At 66.9% G+C, this 19,800-nt stretch carries 17 protein-coding genes; 7 read left to right on the forward strand and 10 right to left on the reverse strand.

What is annotated here, in order from left to right:
• Window positions 1-113: 113 nt before the first annotated feature.
• Window positions 114-539, forward strand: a complete 426-nt coding sequence (locus WDB71_RS15720; protein ID WP_341502536.1) for an Sbal_3080 family lipoprotein — start codon at window positions 114-116, stop codon at window positions 537-539.
• A gap of 82 nt (window positions 540-621) precedes the next feature.
• Here the strand turns inward: WDB71_RS15720 and WDB71_RS15725 are convergent, their stop codons facing one another.
• The 5 genes from WDB71_RS15725 to ccoG form a co-directional block, all read right to left on the reverse strand.
• The gene (locus WDB71_RS15725; protein WP_341502537.1) at window positions 622-1,086 is read right to left on the reverse strand and encodes a DUF523 domain-containing protein; all 465 of its coding nucleotides are present in this window, start codon (window positions 1,084-1,086) and stop codon (window positions 622-624) included.
• Window positions 1,087-1,122: 36 nt separating this feature from the next.
• Window positions 1,123-1,734, reverse strand: coding sequence for a thiol:disulfide interchange protein DsbA/DsbL (locus tag WDB71_RS15730; RefSeq protein WP_341502538.1), 612 nt, complete (start codon window positions 1,732-1,734; stop codon window positions 1,123-1,125).
• A 97-nt stretch (window positions 1,735-1,831) separates the two neighbouring features.
• Window positions 1,832-2,443, reverse strand: coding sequence for a thiol:disulfide interchange protein DsbA/DsbL (locus WDB71_RS15735; RefSeq protein WP_341502539.1), 612 nt, complete (start codon window positions 2,441-2,443; stop codon window positions 1,832-1,834).
• A gap of 40 nt (window positions 2,444-2,483) precedes the next feature.
• Entirely contained in the window at window positions 2,484-3,473 is a 990-nt protein-coding gene (locus WDB71_RS15740; protein ID WP_341502540.1) for a serine/threonine protein kinase, read from the reverse strand.
• A 42-nt stretch (window positions 3,474-3,515) separates the two neighbouring features.
• Window positions 3,516-4,940 (reverse strand): cytochrome c oxidase accessory protein CcoG, encoded by a 1,425-nt coding sequence (gene ccoG, locus WDB71_RS15745; protein ID WP_341502542.1) that lies wholly within the window; start codon window positions 4,938-4,940, stop codon window positions 3,516-3,518.
• A gap of 294 nt (window positions 4,941-5,234) precedes the next feature.
• Here ccoG and WDB71_RS15750 point away from each other — a divergent pair, with 294 nt between their 5' ends.
• Window positions 5,235-6,593: a PLP-dependent aminotransferase family protein gene (locus WDB71_RS15750; protein WP_341502543.1), complete on the forward strand. Its 1,359-nt coding sequence runs from the start codon at window positions 5,235-5,237 to the stop codon at window positions 6,591-6,593.
• Here WDB71_RS15750 and WDB71_RS15755 read toward each other — a convergent pair.
• Window positions 6,578-7,471 (reverse strand): LysR substrate-binding domain-containing protein, encoded by an 894-nt coding sequence (locus WDB71_RS15755; protein ID WP_341502544.1) that lies wholly within the window; start codon window positions 7,469-7,471, stop codon window positions 6,578-6,580. The genes WDB71_RS15750 and WDB71_RS15755 overlap by 16 nt on opposite strands.
• 132 nt (window positions 7,472-7,603) lie before the next feature.
• Here WDB71_RS15755 and WDB71_RS15760 point away from each other — a divergent pair, with 132 nt between their 5' ends.
• The 3 genes from WDB71_RS15760 (at window position 7,604) to WDB71_RS15770 (ending at window position 10,280) form a co-directional block, all read left to right on the forward strand.
• Window positions 7,604-8,731, forward strand: coding sequence for an S-(hydroxymethyl)glutathione dehydrogenase/class III alcohol dehydrogenase (locus WDB71_RS15760; protein ID WP_341502545.1), 1,128 nt, complete (start codon window positions 7,604-7,606; stop codon window positions 8,729-8,731).
• A gap of 42 nt (window positions 8,732-8,773) precedes the next feature.
• Window positions 8,774-9,613, forward strand: coding sequence for an S-formylglutathione hydrolase (gene fghA / locus WDB71_RS15765; RefSeq protein WP_341502546.1), 840 nt, complete (start codon window positions 8,774-8,776; stop codon window positions 9,611-9,613).
• A gap of 100 nt (window positions 9,614-9,713) precedes the next feature.
• Window positions 9,714-10,280: an SLATT domain-containing protein gene (locus WDB71_RS15770; protein WP_341502547.1), complete on the forward strand. Its 567-nt coding sequence runs from the start codon at window positions 9,714-9,716 to the stop codon at window positions 10,278-10,280.
• A gap of 24 nt (window positions 10,281-10,304) precedes the next feature.
• Here WDB71_RS15770 and WDB71_RS15775 read toward each other — a convergent pair whose 3' ends face one another.
• A complete protein-coding gene (locus WDB71_RS15775) occupies window positions 10,305-11,480 on the reverse strand; it encodes a type III PLP-dependent enzyme (protein WP_341502548.1) in 1,176 nt (391 codons plus the stop codon).
• A 203-nt stretch (window positions 11,481-11,683) separates the two neighbouring features.
• Between WDB71_RS15775 and WDB71_RS15780 the strand changes: the two genes are divergently transcribed.
• Window positions 11,684-13,045 carry an MBL fold metallo-hydrolase gene (locus WDB71_RS15780; protein WP_341502549.1) on the forward strand — a complete coding sequence of 454 codons (1,362 nt, stop codon included), beginning with the start codon at window positions 11,684-11,686 and terminating at the stop codon, window positions 13,043-13,045.
• Window positions 13,046-13,115: 70 nt separating this feature from the next.
• Window positions 13,116-13,697 carry an ACP phosphodiesterase gene (locus WDB71_RS15785; protein WP_341502550.1) on the forward strand — a complete coding sequence of 194 codons (582 nt, stop codon included), beginning with the start codon at window positions 13,116-13,118 and terminating at the stop codon, window positions 13,695-13,697.
• A gap of 47 nt (window positions 13,698-13,744) precedes the next feature.
• Here the strand turns inward: WDB71_RS15785 and WDB71_RS15790 are convergent, their stop codons facing one another.
• The 3 genes from WDB71_RS15790 to WDB71_RS15800 are packed head-to-tail and all read right to left on the reverse strand — an operon-like array spanning window position 13,745 to window position 19,628.
• Window positions 13,745-15,727 carry a hypothetical protein gene (locus WDB71_RS15790; RefSeq protein WP_341502551.1) on the reverse strand — a complete coding sequence of 661 codons (1,983 nt, stop codon included), beginning with the start codon at window positions 15,725-15,727 and terminating at the stop codon, window positions 13,745-13,747.
• Window positions 15,720-17,981, reverse strand: coding sequence for a cytochrome c (locus WDB71_RS15795; RefSeq protein WP_341502552.1), 2,262 nt, complete (start codon window positions 17,979-17,981; stop codon window positions 15,720-15,722). Before WDB71_RS15795 ends, WDB71_RS15790 begins: the two co-directional genes overlap by 8 nt.
• A 9-nt stretch (window positions 17,982-17,990) precedes the next feature.
• A complete protein-coding gene (locus WDB71_RS15800; protein ID WP_341502553.1) occupies window positions 17,991-19,628 on the reverse strand; it encodes a cytochrome c in 1,638 nt (545 codons plus the stop codon).
• Window positions 19,629-19,800 lie beyond the last annotated feature (172 nt).

A 19,800-nucleotide genomic window follows, 5' to 3' on the forward strand; every position in this document is an offset into this window, starting at 1 on the left:
CACCAGGGGCATTTTCCCTGGCTTGATACCGGTTGTGAACAGCTCCAGCCCATCCAGTACAATGGCCCCACTAAATAACGCCTTGTGCTCAGGGACAAAGGAAGAAAAGGATCATGACAATGCGTAACGCCGTTATCGCCTGTGCCGCCCTGCTCTGTTGCTGCTCCATAGTGCAGCAGGTCCAGCCGGTCCAGAACACCAACCTGCGGGACATCTGCATCATCGAGAACCCCGCCACCCGCAACGGCTTCCTCAACCAATACCAGCAATCGCTGCAAAACAGGGGCTACAGCGTCAAGGTCATGCCAAGGGGAACGGGCTTCATGGCATGTCCGTTGATGACCACCTACGAGGGCCATTGGAGCTGGGATCTGGCCCTGTACATGTCCTACGCCAGGCTGGATGTCTACCTGGACGGCAAGCCCGTGGGCCAGGCCCTGTACGACTCCCGCCGTGGCGTCGGTCGCATGGACAAGTTCATCGATGCGGAGACGAAGATAGACGAGCTGGTCAGCCAGCTTTACCCCGCCAGGGGCTGAGACTCGAAACGAAAGCGTTGCTTTCGTGCAGCCGAACGCCGGCACACTGGATGTACCGGCCGGAAGGAAGCGTCACTTTCGTTTACGCCTGTTCGAACTCGTCCAGGGCCGCCGCCAGCTCGTCCAGCTGCAGCTCCGAATAGACCCTGACGCCGTTTTCGGTCAGCAGCCGGGCGGTGACGCCCTGGCCATCGATAAGCCGGCCCGAGAAGGAGCCGTCGTAGATCTGCACGTTGCCGCAGGAGGGGCTGTTGGCCTTGAGCAGGGCGAAGCGGATCTGGTGGCGGCGGCACAGGGCCAGGGCCTGGTCGGCGCCCAGCCGGAAGGCGGCGGTGACGTCCTGGCCGCTGCTGGCAATCACCTGCCCGCCCTGCAACTCGGCGGGCGGGCGGGGTACCGGCAGGCCGCCGGCTACTTCCGGGCAGAGCACCAGCAGCCGTCCCTCGGCGCGCCACCTTTCGATGGCCGGGTGGGACTGGGCCTTGGCCCGGCCGTCGTAGCGGACCGGCTGGCCCAGCAGGCAGGCGGAGATCAGGATCCTTTCCATATAAAAAAGAGGGCCTAAGCCCTCTTCCCTAGCGCCTCAGGCGTCTTTCTTGGCCAGCCAGTTGACCAGCTCGAACAGCTCTTCCTTGGAGCTCACGGAGCCGGTGTTGACCTTGTACTTGCCGTTGATGATCAGGGTCGGCACGCCGTGGACCTCGTTGTTGAGGGTGTTGCGCTGCATCTGCGACAGGCGGCCGTTGATGGAGAAGGAGTTGACGGCGGCGTCGAAGTCCTCGCCCTTGACGCCGGCGGCGACGAAGATGTTGCGGATGTCGTCACGGCTCTTGGGGATCTGGCGCTGCACATGGATGCTGGCGAACAGCTTGGAAGCGACCTGCTCCTCCACGCCCAGCAGCTCCATCACCGCCCAGGCCCGGGACAGCTCCACGCCCATCTCGCGGCCCATGAAGTCCACATGGTTCTTCTGCAGCTTGACGCCTTCCGGCAGCTGACCCTTGAGCTCCTTGATGAAGGGCTCGAAACGGTAGCAGTGGGGGCACAGGAAGGAGAAGTATTCGGTCACCATGGGCTGGGCGCTGGGCGCCGCCATCTTGATGACCTCGTAGTGTTTGCCTTCTTCAAATTGGTTGGCCAGGGCCGCCAGGGGCAGCATCACCAGGGCCAGAAAACCCATCATCAGCTTTTTCATCGTTTTCCTCGCGTGATATTGGCTGCAGCAAGCCTAACACAGCTTTCCATTGCAGATTAACTGCCCCTGTAGAACCCTTTCCTGAACGAAAAGTTCCTTAAGCGTCCTTGGCCAGCAGGTACTTGACCAGGGCATTGAGCTGGGCCTGCTCCGGCACCGCCGCCCGTTTGACCCTGTATTTGCCGGACACCACCAGCTCGGGCAGGTGCTTGATCCGGGCCTGCTGGAAACGCTGCTGCATCCGGTTCTTGAGCAGGGGCACCTGCATGGACTTGAGGGCCAGCTCGAAATCGTCACCGGCCACGCCGGCCGCCACGAACAGGTTGCGGATGTCGGCCAGGGTCTTGGGCCTGGCGTGCCAGACATGGACGCTGTCGAACACCTTGGGCGCCACCCGCTCGGTAACTTCCAGCACTTCCATGACGGCAAAGGCGTCGGTCAGCAGCCTGCCGCTGTTACCGCCAAAGCCGGCGGCGTGGAAACGGCGCAGCGGCACGCCTTCGGGAAGGCTCTGGGCCAGTCCGTGCACCAGGGGCTCGAAGCTGTGGCAATGGGGGCAGAGGAAGGAAAAGTATTCGGCCACCTCGGGGCTGGCGGTGGCCTGGGCCCCTTCGATCACCTCGTAATGCCGGCCTTCCTCGAACTGGGCGGCAAACAGCGGCAACGCCAGCAGCAGCGTTGCCAGAAACAGCAGTCCCTTTTTCATCATGGTCACTCCTTGGGCAAGATTTCCCAAGGATGCCAAGGACCTAGAGACCGGTCAACAAGCGCAGCGGCGGCTCGTCCAGGGCCGCCAGGCATTCCTTGAGGCTGAGGATCTGGTTCTCCCAGTACTTGCCGGAGCTGAACCAGGGGAAGCTCTGGGGAAAGGCCGGATCCGACCAGCGCCTGGCCAGCCAGGCCATGTGGTGGATGATGCGCATGGCCCTGAGCGGCTCCACCAGGTGCAGCTGGCGCTTGTCCAGGGGCATGAACTCCTCGTAGGCCTCGGCCAGCACGCACAGCTGGTCCTCCTGCTCGCTGCGGCTGCCGGACAGCAGCATCCACAGATCCTGCATGGCCGGGCCCATCAGGCTGTCGTCCAGGTCCACGAAGAAGATGCCGTCGGGGCCGTTGAAGAGGTTGCCGGCATGGCAGTCGCCGTGCAGGCGGATGAAGGGCACCTGGGCGTGCTTTTCCCAGGCCAGGGCCACGGCCTCGCAAAGCGGCGACAGTATGGCCTCGAAGGCGGGCCTCAGGTAGTCCGGCAGCAGCTCGGTCTCCATCAACACCTGGCGGGGTTCCAGCAGCATGCGCTCGACGCCGATGGCGGGCCTGTGTTCATAGCCACGGGCGGCGCCCAGGGCATGGATCCGCCCCAGGAAGTGACCCAGGCGTTCCAGCTGGTCCAGGTCGGCCAGCTCCACGGCCCGGCCGCCGCGGCTCTCGTAGAGGGCGAAGCGGTAGCCGTCATGGTGTTGCAGGCTGCGCCCCTCCAGGCGCACCGGCGCCACCACCGGGATCTCCTCATCCACCAGCTCGAAGGCGAAGTCGTGCTCCTCGCGGATCTGGGCGTCGCTCCAGCGCTGGGGCCGGTAGAACTTCACCACCCAGCGCTTGCGGTCCTCGTCCAGGAACTGGTAGACGCGGTTCTCGTAGCTGTTCAGGGGCAGCAGGCCGGAATCGACCCGGACGCCGTGGCTCTCCAGGGCGTCCAGGATCAGATCCGGGCTGAGATCGGCAAAATCGAATTGGCTCATGGGGCTCCCAAGAAAACGCCGGGCTGGGCCCGGCGTCTGTGTTTAGCGCTTGGAGAAGAACCGGGAGTCCGTCTCCACCTTGATATCGGCATTATCCTTGGCCACGGCCTCGAATGCGATATCGGTGATGGGCCGCTTCAGCTCGTAGGGGTCCGCCACCAGGGTGATGGGCAGGGACGCCAGCTCCCCGGAGGCCACCAGCACCTCGCGGTCGCCGCTCCAGGTCCAGCCAGCCGGCAGGCCTTCCACGTCCAGCACGAACACATGGCTGTCCACGTCCTTGTTGAGCAGCTTGATGGTGTAGCTGTTCTCGATCAGGCCCTCGACGTTCTCCCGGTACAGGGCGTTGCGGTCGCGGAGGATGTCCATATGGGCCAGGGAGCGGGTGGCCAGGGTGTAGACGAACAGGCCCAGCATCACCACCATGATGGCGCCATAGCCCAGCAGCTTGGGCCGCACCACATGGGTGTGGCCGCCGGCCAGCTTGTGCTCGGTGGTGTAGCGGATCAGGCCGCGCTCGTAGCCCATCTTGTCCATGACGCCGTCGCAGGCGTCGATACAGGCGCCGCAGTTGATGCACTCGTACTGCAGGCCGTTGCGGATGTCGATGCCGGTGGGGCATACCTGCACGCAGAGATGGCAGTCGATGCAGTCGCCCAGGCCCATGGCCTTGTGGTCCTGCTTGCGGCCACGGGGGCCGCGCTTCTCACCGCGGGCCACGTCATAGCCGACGATGAAGGTGTCCTTGTCGAACATGGCGGACTGGAAGCGGGCATAGGGGCACATGTGGGTACACATGATCTCGCGCATCCAGCCGGCGTTGCCGTAGGTGCAGAAGGCGAAGAAGAGCACCCAGAACACGGGCGCAAAGCTCAGGGCGCCACCGAAGAAGCCGACGAAGACCTCCTCGGCCGGCAGGAAATAGGCCACGAAGGTCAGCGCCGTCAGCAGCGAGAAGGCCAGCCAGCTGGCGTGCTTGGCGCCCTTGCGCCAGATCTTGTTGAAGTCCCAGGGGCTCTGGTCCAGCTTCTTGCGCTGGTTGGCGCTGCCCTCGAACTTCTCCTCGAACCAGATGAAGATAAAGGTCCACACCGTCTGGGGGCACATGTAGCCGCACCAGACCCGGCCCAGGAAGGTGGTCACGAAGAACAGGCCAAAGGCGGCGATGATGAACAGGTAGGCCAGCAACGTGAAGTCCTGGGGCATCAGGGTGATGCCGAACAGGTAGAATTTCTGGTTGACCACGTCCAGCAGTATGCCCTGGCGGTCGCCGTAGGGGATCCAGGGCAGCACCAGGAACAACAGCATCATCAACCAGCCCATGCGCTGGCGGATGCGCTGGTAGACGCCCTGCACCGCCCGCACATAGATGCGGTTGCGGGGGCTGTGGCCGTTGGATTTGCTGGGATCCGGCTGCTGGATCTTGACCTGGGGGGTGACGTCCTTGATGGGGATCTGCTCGCTCATGGCGACCTCTCTCTTTGCCGCATTGCTGCGGGCTGAGTACGACATTGCTCAAAAGGCGACCGGGATATTATACGCGCTTTGGCCTGCCTGTCACAAAAGTGGCATGGAATATACCACTCTATACATTACCACCAGCATAGTAGTCCGGGCGGCCCGGGATCCTGGCCCAGGTCAAATCCGTACCACTTTCATGGCTACTGGATTGAACCGGTTCAATTTGCAGATGACAGCCCATTGAACCGCTGTTATCTATAAGACAGCATCAATCGAATAGTTCAAGCGGCAAATTAACCTATGTCATTCAACAAGGCCGAGCTGCACCTTGGCAAGGGCCAGCGCTACCAGCTGCTGCTGGCGCAGATCATCAGGGGCATCAAGGACGGCAGCCTCAAGGCCGGCGACAAGCTGCCCACCCACCGCCAGCTGGCACGGCAGCTGGAAGTCTCGGTGGGCACCGTCGCCAAGGCCTACCTGGAGGCCCAGCGCCAGGGCTGGCTGGAGGCCAGGGTCGGCGCCGGCACCTATATACGCCGGCACAGCCAGGCCGACATACTGCGGCTCACCGACGACCGCGACCGGGTGCGTTGGGATCTGGGCCTGACCAACAGCCTGCTGGACCGGCAGCCGCAGCTGGTGCAGCGCCATCTCCAGGCCATCACCCAGGACGGCGCCCTGCTGCCGGAGCTGCTCCAGTACCAGCCCAGCCAGGGCATGGAACACCAGCGCCAGGTGGTGGCCGAGCACCTGCTGGCGCGGGGCGTCCAGGCCGGCCGCGAACAGCTGCTGCTCACCAACGGCGCCCAGCACGCCCTGGCCATCGCCCTGCAGTGCCTGTGCCGCCCCGGCGACACCGTGCTGGCCGAGGGGCTCAGCTACCCCGGGCTGATCTCCCTGGCCCAGCACCAGGGCCTGCAGCTGCACGGCCTGGCGCTGGATCTGCAGGGGGTGGTGCCCGACGCCTTGGAGCAGGCCATTACGGCCACCGGCGCCAAGGTGCTGTACCTGAGCCCGACCCTGCAGACCCCCACCAATGCGGTGATGTCCCTGGAAAGGCGCCTGGCCCTGGTCGCCATCGCCCGCCGCCACGGCCTGACCATCATCGAGGACGACAACAACGGCGCCCTCAACCTGGGCCAGCATGTGCCGCTGCAGCAGCTGCTGCCGGCCCGGGTCTGGTACCTGGCCGGGCTGTCCAAGCAGGTGGCCGCCGGCCTGCGCTTCGGCTATCTGGTGGTGCCCGCCGGCGAACAGGAGCAGGCCAGGGACGTGGCCAGGGCCAGCGGCTTCATGGCCGCGCCGCTGATGATGGAGCTGGGCTGCCGACTGCTGGCCAGCGGCGACGCCGCCCAGGCCATGGCCGACCTGCAGAAGGAGATCCAGCAGCGGGCCAGGCTGATGCAGCGGATCTTCGCCGGCACCGATCTGCGCCACAGCTCCGGCGCCTTCTACGGCTGGCTGCCGCTGCCGCCGGGCGTCGGCGCCGACGAGCTGGCCGCCCGGGCCGAGGCAGAGGGGATAAGGGTGCTCACCGCCGGCCATTTCGCGGTGGGCCAGTTCCAGGCCCCCCAGGCCATCCGGTTGTCGCTGACCCTGGTCCAGGACCGGGCCCGGCTGCGCGAGGCCCTGGGCCGGCTCCGTCAGTTGCTGCCCTGAGGCGCCCGGCCGCCCAGGTGGTGGTCGAAATGGTCCAGCAGCAGCCGCACCTTGGGGGACAGGTGGCGGTTGTGGGGATAGAGGGCCCAGACCCCGTCGTCCGCCACCTGGTAAGGCAGCAGCAGGGACACCAGGGCCCCGGAAGCCAGGTGTTCCCGCACGTAGTATTCCGGCAGCTGCACCAGGCCCAGGCCCTTGAGGGCCGCATCGGCCAGGGCCCAGCCGCTGTTGCAGGCCAGCCGGCCGCTCACCCTCACCTCCCTGAGCCGACCCCCTTCCTGGAAACGCCAGTGATCCATGGTGCCCCTCAGGCATTGGTGGCGCTCCAGCTCCGACAGGCTGTGGGGCTCGCCATGGCGGGCCAGGTAATCCGGCGAGGCGCAGACATGGAAGGTACGGGAGGCCAGGCGCCTGGCCATCATCGACGAATCCCCCAGCCGGCCCAGGCGGATGGCCAGATCGAAGCCTTCGGCCACCAGATCCAGCTGGCGGTTGCTGAGCTGGATCTCCACCTCCAGCTCCGGGTAGCGCACCATGAAATCCGTGACCAGGGGCGCTATGGTCCTTTCCCCGTAGACGATGGGCGCGGTCAGGCGCAGCTTGCCCCTGGGCTCCTGCTGCAGGCTGGTCAGGGCCTGCTCCGCCTCGGCCAGGCCGTCCAGCACCTGGCGGCAGTGGCGGTAGAAGAGCTGGCCCTGCTCGGTCACCGACACCTTCCTGGTGGTGCGGTACAGCAGCTTGCTGCCCAGGCGCCGCTCCAGGGCGCCAATCTGCCGGCTCACCTGGGCGGTGGAAATGCCCAAGCGCCGGGCGGCGCCGGTAAAGCTCCGGGTTTCGGCCACGGCCACGAATTCGTTGATGCCCTGCCAGTCCACCATAGCGGCCTCGATTATTACCAAATGGTAAAGGTGAATTGCATTTTGCCGTGATTATAACGGCAGATGCGGGGGTTATACTCCCTCTCACCTTGCGCCGTCCCGGCCGCAATCACCCAAGCCAAGGAGTCGTCCATGACCGAGATGATCAAATCCAGAGCCGCCATTGCCTGGGGCCCCAACCAGCCGCTGTCCATCGAAGAAGTGGACGTCATGCCCCCCAAGGCCGGCGAAGTGCTGGTGCGGGTCGTCGCCTCCGGCGTCTGCCACACCGACGCCTTCACCCTGTCCGGCGAGGATCCGGAAGGCATCTTCCCGGTGATCCTGGGCCACGAGGGGGGCGGCATAGTGGAGGCCGTGGGCGAGGGCGTGACCAGCGTCCAGGTGGGCGACCATGTGATCCCCCTCTACACCCCGGAATGCGGCGAGTGCAAGTTCTGCCTGTCCGGCAAGACCAACCTCTGCCAGAAGATCCGCGAAACCCAGGGCAAGGGCCTGATGCCGGACGGCACCACCCGCTTCTACAAGGACGGCCAGCCCATCTACCACTACATGGGCTGCTCCACCTTCTCCGAATACACGGTGCTGCCGGAGATCTCCCTGGCCAAGGTCAACAAGGACGCGCCCCTGGAAGAGATCTGCCTGCTCGGCTGCGGCGTCACCACCGGCATGGGCGCGGTCATGAACACCGCCAAGGTGGAAGAAGGGGCCACAGTGGCCATCTTCGGCCTGGGCGGCATCGGCCTGTCGGCGGTGATCGGCGCCACCATGGCCAAGGCCGGGCGCATCATCGCCATCGATATCAACGAGAGCAAGTTCGAGCTGGCCCGCAAGCTGGGCGCCACCGACTGTGTCAACCCGACCCAGTACGACAAACCCATCCAGGAGGTCATCATAGAGATGACCGACGGCGGCGTGGACTACTCCTTCGAGTGCATCGGCAACGTCAACGTGATGCGCAGCGCCCTGGAGTGCTGCCACAAGGGCTGGGGCGAGTCGGTGATCATCGGCGTGGCCGGCGCCGGCCAGGAGATCTCCACCCGTCCCTTCCAGCTGGTCACGGGCCGGGTCTGGAAAGGCTCCGCCTTTGGCGGCGTCAAGGGCCGCTCCGAGCTGCCGGGCATCGTCGAGCGCTACATGAAGGGCGAGTTCAGGCTGGACGACTTCATCACCCACACCATGGGCCTGGAGCAGATCAACGACGCCTTCGAGCTGATGCACGAAGGCAAGAGCATCCGCTCGGTTATCCACTTCGACAAATAAGCTGACCGGGGCCCTTGGCCCCGGCACCTTTTTGGAGGTCCCATGACCCTAGAAAACCTGAGCAGCAACAAGAGCTTCGGCGGCTGGCACAAGCAGTATCGCCACCAGTCCCAGGTGCTTGGCTGCGCCATGCGCTTTGCCATCTACCTGCCGCCCCAGGCCAGCAGCAGCCACCCGGTGCCGGTGCTGTACTGGCTGTCGGGCCTGACCTGCACCGACGAAAACTTCTCGCACAAGGCCGGCGCCCAGCGGGTGGCCGCCGAGCTGGGCATGGCCATAGTGGCCCCGGACACCAGCCCCAGGGGCGACGCCGTGGCCGACGATCCCGCCTACGACCTGGGCCAGGGCGCCGGTTTCTACCTGAACGCCACCCAGGCCCCCTGGCGCAGCCACTACCGCATGTACGACTATGTGCTGGACGAACTGCCGGCCCTGGTGGAGTCCCTGTTCCCGGTCACCGGCCGCAGGGCCATCGCCGGCCATTCCATGGGCGGCCACGGCGCCCTGGTGCTGGCCCTGCGCAACCCGGATCGGTTCAGCTCGGTGTCGGCCTTCAGCCCCATCAGCAACCCGGTCAACTGCCCCTGGGGCCAGAAGGCCTTCGCCGCCTACCTGGGCCAGGACAGGGACGCCTGGGCCCAATACGACGCCAGCCTGCTGATGGCCAAGGCCAAACAGCCCCTGCCCGCCCTGGTGGATCAGGGCGAAGCGGACGAGTTCCTGGTCGAGCAACTGAGGCCAGAAGCCCTGGAGGCCGCCGCCCGCCAGAGCGGTTACCCCCTGGAACTCGAGCGCCACGACGGCTACGACCACAGCTACCATTTCATCGCCAGCTTTATGGAAAAGCACCTGCGCTTTCACGGCCGCCACCTGGGCCTGTAGGCAGGAAGGCGGCCAAGGCCGCCTTCCTTGTCCCCCCGGAGCCAGGTGCCGCCAGATTGACCGGCTGTCGTGCGGAAGTTACTGTAAGAAAAGGCTTAATTTGACAATACCGGCCATCGCCATGGACGACAGCAACGACAAACTGCACTGGCTGCAGGAGCAGACCCAGTTGGCCCTGGATCGGGCCCAGGCCCTGGAAGGCTGGTACGCGGACAAGATCCGCCCCAAGCGCTTCTGGGCCAGGCACCTGCGCCTGGGCATGCTGGTGTGCGGCGGCCTGGCCGGCCTGATCCCCATGCTGGCCACCGAGACCCTGCCCTGGCTTGGCCAGATCAACGCCATCTGGGCCTCCATCTTCGCCGCCCTGGGCGCCTTCCTGCTGGCGGTGGACCGCTTCTACGGCCACGGCGGCGCCTGGATGCGCTACATCAAGGCCCGCAACGCCGTGGTGTCCCTGCACCAGCAGTTCTACCTGGACTGGCAGATAGAAAAGGCCAGGCTGGCCCTCACCGACCCCGACTTCGACGCCATCCAGGCCTGGCTGGAGCAGGTCAAGGCCTTCCAGCGCGCTCTGGACCAGGTGCTGGCCCAGGACGTGGAGGAATGGATCAGCGCCTTCGAGCAGCAGCTCAAGCAGGCCCCGGCCGGGCTCAAGACCCTGAAATGAAAAAGGCGGCCCAAGCCGCCTTTTTCACGCCACCTGCACCGCCGGCAGCTCGCCGTTGACCACGAAGAACTGGGCGCGGCGGAAGAAGTTGAACTCCGAGGCCGCCGCCCAGCTGTAGGCGCCCATCATCCGCGCCACCAGCAGATCCCCCTCGTTCAGCTCCGGCAGCAGCAACCCTTCGCTGATCACATCGATGCTGTCGCAGGTGGGCCCGGCCAGCACGCTGGCCCGCCAGGGCCCTTCCTTGGCTTCCACGTAGAGCGGATAGGCGGCATCGTCGAACATCAGGCCGTTGAAGGAGCCGTAGACGCCGTCGTCCAGGTAGTACCAGGGCAGGCCCTGGCGCTCCGACAGACCCATGACCCGGGTCACCAGGGTTACGGCATTGGCCACCAGGCAGCGGCCCGGCTCGGCAATCAGCCGCAGGTCCGCCGGCGCCTCGGCCAGGGCCTCGCGGATGGGGGCACAGAAGCTGACCAGATCCGGGCGCTGGCTTTCCTTGACGCCGGGGTGGTAGCTGACCGGGAAGCCGCCGCCGATATCCAGCACCCTGAGCCCATGGCCCTCGGCCCTGGCCTGGCGGATCAGCGCCAGGGAGGTGCGGATGGCCTGGGCGTGGCGCTCGGCCGTCTTCACCTGGGAGCCGACATGGAAGCTCAGCCCGGCCATGGGGATGCCCCAAGCCCTGGCCAGGCTCAGCAGCGGCGCCACCGCCTCCGGCAGGCAGCCGAATTTCTTGGACAGATCCACCTTCAGCTCGGGGTTGGGAAAGCTCACCCGCAGCAGCAGCGCCACCCGCTCGCCATAGGGCCTGAACTTGGCCAGCTCATGGACATTGTCCACCACGAAGGTGCTCACCCCCTGGGCCAGGGCATGGTCGATATCGCCCTGGCGCTTGATGGGATGGCTGTGGATGCAGCGCGCCGCCGGCACCCCCAGGCTGGCCACCAGATCCACCTCGCCGTTGCTGGCCAGGTCGAAGCTGGCCCCTTCCGCCAGCAGGGTCGCCACCACCGCCTCGTGGGGCAGGGGCTTGAGGGCATAGTGCAGCTCCACCCCGGGCAGGGCCTGGCAAAGCTGGCGGTAATTGGCGCGCACGGCGTCGCAGTCCAGCACCTGGACGGGGCCGCCCAGCTGGTCGTGGAGTTGACGGTAGAAGGTGGCCTCGGCGGCCGACAGCAGGAAAGCGGACAGGGCCATGTTGCCTCTCCAACAATGCCGCCCCGGTGGCGGCCCCGGCTGCCAACGCAGCCCAATGGCGCGCATTATCGGCAAATCACCGCCCCCGTCTAACGCAATTTTCTTATCGTCATGAGCTGCCCATTTGCTGCTGGATTGAGCCGGTGCCGAACCAGGGCGCCGGGGCTAAGCTGGAGACAGGCTTACCGGCAAAGGAGGGCGCCATGGCTCTCAGGATCACCTTCCTCGGCGGCGCCGAGACCGTCACCGGCTCCAAGTACCTGGTCAGCACCGGCCGGACCCGGCTCCTGGTGGACTGCGGCCTGTTCCAGGGCTATAAGTGGCTGCGCCGGCGCAACTGGCAGCCGCTGCCCCTGGACTTGGACGAGCTGGACGCGGTGGTGCTGACCCATGCCCACCTGGACCATTCCGGCTACATCCCGCTGCTGTACAAGAAGGGCTTCCGCGGCCCCGTCTACTGCCATGGCGCCACCCGGGATCTGTGCGCCATACTGCTGCCCGATAGCGGCAAGATCCAGGAAGAAGACGCCGACTTCTACGCCAGGCACAAGCTGAGCCGCCACGAATCCCCGGAGCCCCTCTACGACGAGGCCACCGCCGAGCAGAGCCTGTCTCTGTTTCGCGCCGTCGACTTCCACCAGCCCTTCCAGGTCGGCGACATCACACTGCATCTGCAGCCGGCCGGCCATATCCTCGGCGCCGCCAGCGTGATCCTGGCGGCCGAGGGCAAGATGGTGGGCTTTTCCGGCGACCTGGGCCGGGACGACGACGTGCTGATGCCGCCGCCCCAGCCGCTGCCGGAACTGGATCTGCTGCTGCTGGAGTCCACCTACGGCAACCGCCGCCACCCGGAGGTGGATCCCTTCGAGCAGCTGGCCCAGGTGGTCAACAGGACGGTGCAGAAGAAGGGCACCCTGCTGATCCCCAGCTTCGCAGTGGGCCGGGCCCAGGCCCTGCAGCACATGCTGGCGACCCTGATGGCCGACGGCCGCATCCCCAGGATGCCGGTGTTCCTGGACAGCCCCATGGCCATAGACGTCACCGACCTCTACTGCCGGCACCACCATCTGCACCGGCTGGACGCCGAGCAGTGCCGGCAGATGGGCCGGGCCATCACCTGCATCAACGACGTGGAGCAGTCCAAGGCCCTGGCCCAGCAGCACTACCCCCACATCATCATCGCCGGCAGCGGCATGGCCACCGGCGGGCGCATCCTCCACCACATGAAGCGGCTGCTGGCCAACGACAGGACCACGGTGCTGTTCACCGGCTACCAGGCCGGCGGCACCCGCGGCGCCAAGCTGCTGGAGGGAGCGGAGCGCATCAAGATCCACGGCCAGTGGCTGGCCAACAGGGCCGAGATCCAGGTGCTGCACGGCCTGAGCGGCCACGCCGACCATCTGGGCATCATCCGGTGGCTGAAAGGCGCCGGGCTCCAGGGCACCCGCATCTTCCTGGTGCACGGCGATCCGGACGCCCTGGAGGCCATGCGCGATCACCTGCTGCAGAGCACCGAACTGGAGGTGGATATCGCCGGCTACCAGCAGATCCTGACCCTGGGTTGACCCGTTGCCGACAACGGCCGGGGCCTTTTGCGGTAAAGTGGTCTCTCAGCCGTAACGACCTTGCGCCCAGATGAATTTCCTTGCCCACCTGCACATCGCCGACCACTGCCACAGCAGCCTGCTGGGCAACCTGCTGGGCGACTTCGTCAAGGGCGATCCCCACCGGCAGCTGGCCCCCGACGTTGCCAGCGGCGTGATGCTGCACCGCTTCGTGGATTCCTACAGCGACCACCACGCCATCATGACCGAGGCCAAGGCCCTGTTCGAAGGCCGGGCGCGGCGCTTCGCCCCCATCGCCCTGGATCTGTTCTGGGACCATTGCCTGGCAAGGCGCTGGCACGAATTCCACTCCCTGTCCCTGGACGAGTTCTGCCGCCAGGCGCAGCGGCGGGTGCGCCTGGAGCACGTCGGCCCCCTGCCGGAGCGCTACCTGCTGGTCACCGGCAACATGTGGCGAAACCGCTGGCTGGAGTCCTACCTGGAGCTGGCCAACATCGAGCTGGCGCTGCAGCGCATGTCCCTGCGCAGCCCCAGGATGGCCGAACTGGCCGGCTGCTTCCCCTACCTGGCCGCCCATTACCGGCGCCTTGAGGAGCTGTTCGGCCACCTCTACCCGGACGTGCTGGCCGCGGCCCGGGCCCGCGGCCGCTGACGGGCGCTTCCCAATGAAAAGCCCGCCGGTTGGCGGGCTTTCTGGCACTAGGCCTCGGACCTGGCCGGAGACAGTCCCTCGGCCTTGGCCCGCTCCTGTTGCCCTTCCAGGGCCGCCAGGGCCATGGCGATGTTTTCCCGGCCCAGGGAGCGGTAGGCGTCGAAATGACGCTCGTCGAAGAACTGGTTGGCGGTGCTGTCGTTGGGGAAGTGCTCGTCGATGCGGTCGAAGCAGGTCACCTGGCCCGAGGACGCCTCGGTGAGCAGTGCCTTCACGAACAGCAGCCGGCCGACCTTGCCGGAGGCGTAGCGGATCTCGCCCATGACATGGCAGCTCTGGTGCAGGCCGCCCTCGACCCTGGTCAGCGGCGCCGTGTTGAGGTGGATATGGCAGCCGAAGTCGGCATGGGCCCGCTGCAGCAACAGGCCCAGATCCGCCAGCCTGGTCTCGGGATCGGCGCCGGCGTCGCAACTGATGATCAGCGGGCATTCCCGGCGCAGCAGCTCGTACACGCCCAGGTTCTCGAAATGCCCGCCGTCCGACAGCCGCAGCTGGCGGGCGTCTTCCCTGAGGCCGACTCCCAGCATCTCCTTGATCACCAGCCAGAACGGCATATGGCTGAAACGGCTGCCGGCCAGCCTGGGGTGACGCACCCAGAAGCCCAGGCGCAGGTTGAGCAGCGCCATCAGGAAGCTGAGCGACTTGGGGGCGGTGTGGGAGGTGCCCGGATCCACGGCGGCGCCGCTGGTGGTGACCGCCTCGCCCAGGGTCAGGCGCCCGGACTGGAAGGCGGCCGTTTTGGCGAAGCCGCTGGCCGGGTTGCCGCAGTACAGGGGGCTGAGGGTGAAGCTGTCGCCGAGCCGGGATCTGGCCAGGGGCCGGTCGGAGTTGCCGGTGGCCACGGTAGTGTTGAACAGGGCCAGGGGCGCGCCCGTGTCCGGCCTGAGTTCGGCCAGGGGCAGATCCCTGACGCCCTTGCCGCCCGGGTGGAAGAAGGCCCGGGTCAGCTGCGCCAGGTAGTAGCCGTGCATGGAGCTGCGGTTGACGCTGGCGGCCAGGGACAGGATGGTGGCCGAGGCCAGCCATAGCCAGAAGCTCCAGTGTTCGACCACGCCCTTGTGGAACACCAGGTGGTAGCCGAAGGCGGCCAGGCCGTAGAGCATCAGGCTAAGGCCGGCCAGCAACCAGCCGGGCCGGAACTTCAGCTTGATCCTGGCCCGGGACAGGGCCAGGGCGCCCGAGGTCATGGGCACCGCATAGTTGAGGTGCACGCCCAGGCCGGCCAGCCGGGTTCCTTCCAGCAGCGCCGCCAGGCCGTCACCCAGCTGCGCCGCCATCGGCAGGCTGCCCACCAGGGCCAGGGTAATGGCCAGCGCCACCAGCCGCCCCATCAGCCGCCTCTGCCGGAAGTTGTGGACCATGCGGCCGCCGCGCCACAGCGCCATGGTGGGGATGCTGAGCAGGTACAGGCCGAAGCAGAGCCCGGACAGGGCCAGCATCAGCAGGTAGCCGGCGTGGCCCTCTATGGCATCGGACCCGGACAGGTGCCAGCCGTCTGGCCAGGGCAGGGCGCTGTGGGGCAGGCCCGCCAGCCACAGCACCGCCAGCAGCATGGGCAGCAGCACCATCAGGCTGAACAGGACGGAGGCGAAGATGGCGGCGCCCAGGGTGGCGCCGCCCACGTCCTTGCCCGCCACCAGGTAGCTGGCATGGGCGCGCAGCCAGTTCAGGAAGGGCAGCTCGAACAGGCCGCCGTCGTCCCAGCGGTCGCGCTTGCGCCACTGCAGGCTGCCGGCGGTGTAGCCGCCGCCGGACACCGACGACAGGTAGTCCACCCTGTTCAGCCAGCCCTTGTCGACCATCCCCTGCAGCACGCCGAGCTGGAAGCAGGCGGAGCGGATGCCGCCGCCGGAGAAGGCCAGGCCGAGCTGCTCCCGGCCGGGGTCGATGCCGGCGGCCTCGCGGCGCGCCTTCAGCCAGGCGGCCTCGTCCTCGCGGACCCGGGCGAAGTCCTGGGTGTAGTCAGTCATGGTTGCCGTCCTTGGCCAGCAGCTGCCGGGGGCCGGTGCAGCTGGGTGCGCCGGCGTACTGGTAGCCCTGGGGGTTGTCCCTGTGGATCTTCAGGTATTCAAGGATAGCCAGGCGTTCCTCTTCCGTCAGGCGCGGGCCTATCACGCCCCTGGGCAGGGGCTTGCCCTTGGGATCGGCCTGGTGGGCCCGCCACTGGGCCGGGCTGGCCCCGAAGCTGTGGCCGCTGTTGCGGTTGCCGCTGAGGCCGGTGTCGAACCAGAAGCCGTCCCGCTCGCCGTTTGGTGCCGGCACCGACACATAGCCCAGGTGCCTGGGATCGTAGTCGCGGCGGCCCACGAAGAAGCGCGGATCGCGCTCTTCGGCCGGCACCAGCATCTGGTAGAGGCTGGGCACGGAGCCGTTGTGCAGGAAGGGCGGCGTGGCCCAGACCCCGGCCAGGGGCCGCGGCTTGTAACCGGCGATCTGCTGGGGCAGATCCAGGGCGCCGAAGCCCTCCAGGCACTGCTGCTGGGCCTGGTCCAGGTTCTGGTCCCTGTAGTAGCGCTCCTTGACCAGCAGGCCGATCAGGTTCAGGCCCAGGCCCTCGGTGATCCTGGCCGGGTTGATGCCCGCCAGGGTCTGATCGATGCGCTGGCGGCCCTGGTCCAGCTCGAACCAGAGGGCGTCGATCTGGCACTGGCCGTCGCAGCCCAGCTGCGGCGCCGGCTTGCCCTTGCCGTCTGTCGGCATCAGGCCGAATTTGGTCAGTTCGGCGCGGATCTCGGTGGCCGGCAGGGCGGCGAAATCACCGGCCACCAGGGCGTCGATGGCCGGAAACTGCTCGGCCAACCCGGCAAAGGCGGCCCGGGCGGCCGGCTCCAGCTGCTCGTCCGCGGCCAGCTCCTGCAGCCGCATCAGCAGGTCCCTGGCCAGCTGGCGCTTGAACAGGGGCGCCAGCAGCGCCTTGACCTCGGCCTGGTCCAGGCCGGTGGCGGACAGATCATAGGTCTTGTTGATGAAACCCTGGGCGGCATTGGGATCGGTGCCGATGTGATCCAGCGCTATGACCTCGATCAGCCAGTGGTCCTCGGGACCGGCCTTGAGCGGCGCCTCGGCCTGCTGGCGGGCCCGGCTGGCCTGGTGGGGACCATGGCAGCCGGCGCAGTGGCCCTGGAACAGGGCCTGGCCCCTGGCGGCCAGGGTTTGGTCCACGGGGCCGAAGATGTCTTCCGGCCAGGTGGGCGGCGGCAGCTGCTGCAGGGCCCGTTCGATCTGCTCCAGGCCGGCCAGGTTCACCGAGGTGCGAAAGCGCTCGGCGGCCGGCAGCGGCTCGCCCTCAGGCGTGAGCAGGCGGATATCGGCGCCCACGCCCAGGGCCTCGCCGACGTTACGGGCCAGGGGCTGGGCCACGGAGCCGTTGTACTGCACCCAGTTGAACTTCCAGATGTTCCACAGATAGGGGTAGCTGACCGGCGCCGCCGACATCTGCAGGTTGTCGGCGCTGAGGTGGTCACCGAACAGGGTGTTGGCGATGCGGCCCAGGGCGTCGGTGCGGCCGAAGCCTTCCCGGGTGGGGTAGAGGTGGGCCAGGGGGTTGTTCTGCCTGACCGACAGGAAGGCCTTGAGGGTGTTACCCAGCTGGTCGTGGAGCTTGTCGCTGTCGCCGCCCACCTTGGCCGCGAAGCGGTCGAACTTGGCGGGGTTGAGCCAGGTTTCCAACAGGGCGCTGATCAGGGTGGGGCCGAAACTGCCCTTTTCCAGGTCGGTGAAGGCATGCATGGCCTGGCCGCCGTCCACGCGCAGGGCGTAGCGCTTGCCGTCCTTCTCATAGTGCAGCTGCCCGGTGTGGCAGGCGCTGCAGCTGATGTCCAGCACCTCCTCGCCAAGCGCCGGCAGGTAGCGGGCGTTGAAGCCCACCGGCAGCTGGTCGGCGCTGGAGGGATCGAGCAGGAACTTGAAGCGCTGCAGGAAGGCCGGATCGGCGAAACGCTGCTCGGACAGGGGCTGTTCCAGGTTCAGGAACCACCGGTAGCGCAGGGCCGCCTCGCCGGCGCCCTGGGGCATGACGGTGCCCTGGGGGGTCTGGTAGTAGGTCTGGCGGGCCGTCTCGTCCCAGTCGTTGAGGTAGCGGTATTCGTCCACCCGTTCGGCCCTGGGCATGGCCTGCCTGGCGGATTCCACGTAATAGGCGAAGGCCGCCACCGTGGCGATCACCAGCAGCAGTACCAGGATCACCAGTCGCCATAGCCAGCGGGACGCTTTTCCCTTGCTCATGTCGGCTCCTTAAAGGGTCTTGAGGTATTCCAGCAGGGCCGTGCGCTCGGCCTCGCTGAGTTGGCTGCCATAGCGGTGGCCGCCGTTGTCGTTGCCGGGCTCGGCGGTGTCGAACCAGCTCACCTGGTCCGGCGCCAGCACCCGGCTGCTCAGGCCCACGGCCACGGGGTCGAATTCCACCTTGCCCACCGGGAAGCGGGCCGGGCGCTGGCCCGACAGCAGCGCCGCCAGGGTCGGCACCGAGCCGTTGTGCAGGTAGGGGGCCGAGGCCCAGATCCCGCTCAGGGGCCTGGCCTTGTAGGTATAGGGGCGGGTGCTGACCTTGGCGCCGTCCACCTTGTGGGCGCCTTCGAAACCGGCCGCCAGGCTCTCGACCGGGTGGTGGAGCAGGGCGCCGACGGTGGCGTGCAGCACCAGCTCGATGCTGCTGGCCTCTGCGCCCAGCACCGGGCCGGCGGCGTAGAGCAGCTTCTTGCCCTCGAAGGCGCCGCTTTTGGCCCTGGCATTGACGAAGTTGGCGGCCATGGTCGGGTCGGTGCCCACCTCGGCCACCGGCACCGCCGTCGCCTTCAGCTTGCGATGGCCCTGGGTTTCCTCGGCCAGGCCGTGGCAGGACTGGCAATTGGCCTGGTAGAGGGCCTGGCCGCGGCCGGCCAGCTCGCGGTCGATGGCGCCCAGGTGCTGTTCGGGCCAGGCCGGGGCCCTGAGCCGGTACCAGAGGTTCTGGATCTCGGCCAGGTTGTTCACCTCGATGCTGGAGCCGTAGCCCAGGCCGTCGCTGTGGATGTCCAGCTCGCCGAACACCGCCAGGGCGGTGGTGGCGTTCTGCAGCAGCGGGCCGGGCCCGGCATTGGGCGCCGAGGCGTTCCACTGCACCAGATCCAGGTGCGGTGCGTCCCAGAGCACCGGGTAGCTCACCGGCGCATCGGGCTCGCGGCGGTTGTCGGGAATGGCCAGGAAGTCGGCGGTGACGGCATTGAAGATCTGCCCGAAAGCGTCCAGGCGGCCGCGGCCATAGGCATGGCGGGTGGCGTTAAGTTCGGCTCTGGCCACCAGCTTGCGGCTGCGGGCCTCAAGCTCCGCCTTCAGCTTGCCCGGCTCCTCGCCGACGCTGGCGGCGAAGCGGCCGAACTTGGCGGGGTCGGCCAGGGTGGCCTTAAGGGCGGCGATAAACTCATGCTCGAACAGCTGGAAGTCCACCAGGGCCTGGCCGCCGTCGATGTGCAGCGCCTTGCCGCCGCGGTAGATCTGGCCGGAGTGGCAGGCGGAACAGCCGAGGCCCAGCCACTGCCGGCCCTGGTGCGGCGGGGTGCTGGCCAGGCCTATGGGCAGGCCATGGGGGTTGCGTTCGGAGGAACCGGCCTGGGCAAAGCCGAAGCGGGCCAGGTTGCCGGGGCTGGAAAAGGGTTGCTCGCCGTCGGCCCGTTCCAGGGCCAGGAACCAGGGCAGCGGCACTATTCGCGAACCGAAGCTGCTATACCAGGCGATGTCCCGCTGCTTGTCGTCCCAGTTCTGTTCCAGCAGCACCAGGCCACTCTCGGCATGGGTACTGGCCTTTTGCGGCGGCTCACCGCTGCAGCCGGCCAGGCCGGTCATCAAAAAGGCGGCGCCCACCAGGCCGCCGCCCATCACATTCACACCGCTCACCCGCTGCTCCCTGTTGTTCTTGTTGTCATCCCCGCGTTATTGGCCGCAGGTACAAATGGTTAACATATCAGTTCATGATAAATCACATTATTATTAATTGCTTACGAATGGTGAGCGGTCGGACCATGGTGAGGCGGCCACAAAAAAGCCCGCCAATTGGCGGGCTTTTCGC

Origin of the sequence: Gallaecimonas sp. GXIMD4217 (genome assembly GCF_038087665.1) — a bacterium.
In the GTDB taxonomy this organism is placed as follows: domain Bacteria; phylum Pseudomonadota; class Gammaproteobacteria; order Enterobacterales; family Gallaecimonadaceae; genus Gallaecimonas.

What these genes read in the sequence shown, in the direction of transcription:
- WDB71_RS15720 (WP_341502536.1), top strand. Translation starts at nt 114, where the DNA reads ATGACAATGCGTAACGCCGTTATCGCCTGTGCCGCCCTGCTCTGTTGC.
- WDB71_RS15725 (WP_341502537.1), bottom strand. Translation starts at nt 1,086, where the DNA reads ATGGAAAGGATCCTGATCTCCGCCTGCCTGCTGGGCCAGCCGGTCCGC.
- WDB71_RS15730 (WP_341502538.1), bottom strand. Translation starts at nt 1,734, where the DNA reads ATGAAAAAGCTGATGATGGGTTTTCTGGCCCTGGTGATGCTGCCCCTG.
- WDB71_RS15735 (WP_341502539.1), bottom strand. Translation starts at nt 2,443, where the DNA reads ATGATGAAAAAGGGACTGCTGTTTCTGGCAACGCTGCTGCTGGCGTTG.
- WDB71_RS15740 (WP_341502540.1), bottom strand. Translation starts at nt 3,473, where the DNA reads ATGAGCCAATTCGATTTTGCCGATCTCAGCCCGGATCTGATCCTGGAC.
- ccoG (WP_341502542.1), bottom strand. Translation starts at nt 4,940, where the DNA reads ATGAGCGAGCAGATCCCCATCAAGGACGTCACCCCCCAGGTCAAGATC.
- WDB71_RS15750 (WP_341502543.1), top strand. Translation starts at nt 5,235, where the DNA reads ATGTCATTCAACAAGGCCGAGCTGCACCTTGGCAAGGGCCAGCGCTAC.
- WDB71_RS15755 (WP_341502544.1), bottom strand. Translation starts at nt 7,471, where the DNA reads ATGGTGGACTGGCAGGGCATCAACGAATTCGTGGCCGTGGCCGAAACC.
- WDB71_RS15760 (WP_341502545.1), top strand. Translation starts at nt 7,604, where the DNA reads ATGACCGAGATGATCAAATCCAGAGCCGCCATTGCCTGGGGCCCCAAC.
- fghA (WP_341502546.1), top strand. Translation starts at nt 8,774, where the DNA reads ATGACCCTAGAAAACCTGAGCAGCAACAAGAGCTTCGGCGGCTGGCAC.
- WDB71_RS15775 (WP_341502548.1), bottom strand. Translation starts at nt 11,480, where the DNA reads ATGGCCCTGTCCGCTTTCCTGCTGTCGGCCGCCGAGGCCACCTTCTAC.
- WDB71_RS15780 (WP_341502549.1), top strand. Translation starts at nt 11,684, where the DNA reads ATGGCTCTCAGGATCACCTTCCTCGGCGGCGCCGAGACCGTCACCGGC.
- WDB71_RS15785 (WP_341502550.1), top strand. Translation starts at nt 13,116, where the DNA reads ATGAATTTCCTTGCCCACCTGCACATCGCCGACCACTGCCACAGCAGC.
- WDB71_RS15790 (WP_341502551.1), bottom strand. Translation starts at nt 15,727, where the DNA reads ATGACTGACTACACCCAGGACTTCGCCCGGGTCCGCGAGGACGAGGCC.
- WDB71_RS15795 (WP_341502552.1), bottom strand. Translation starts at nt 17,981, where the DNA reads ATGAGCAAGGGAAAAGCGTCCCGCTGGCTATGGCGACTGGTGATCCTG.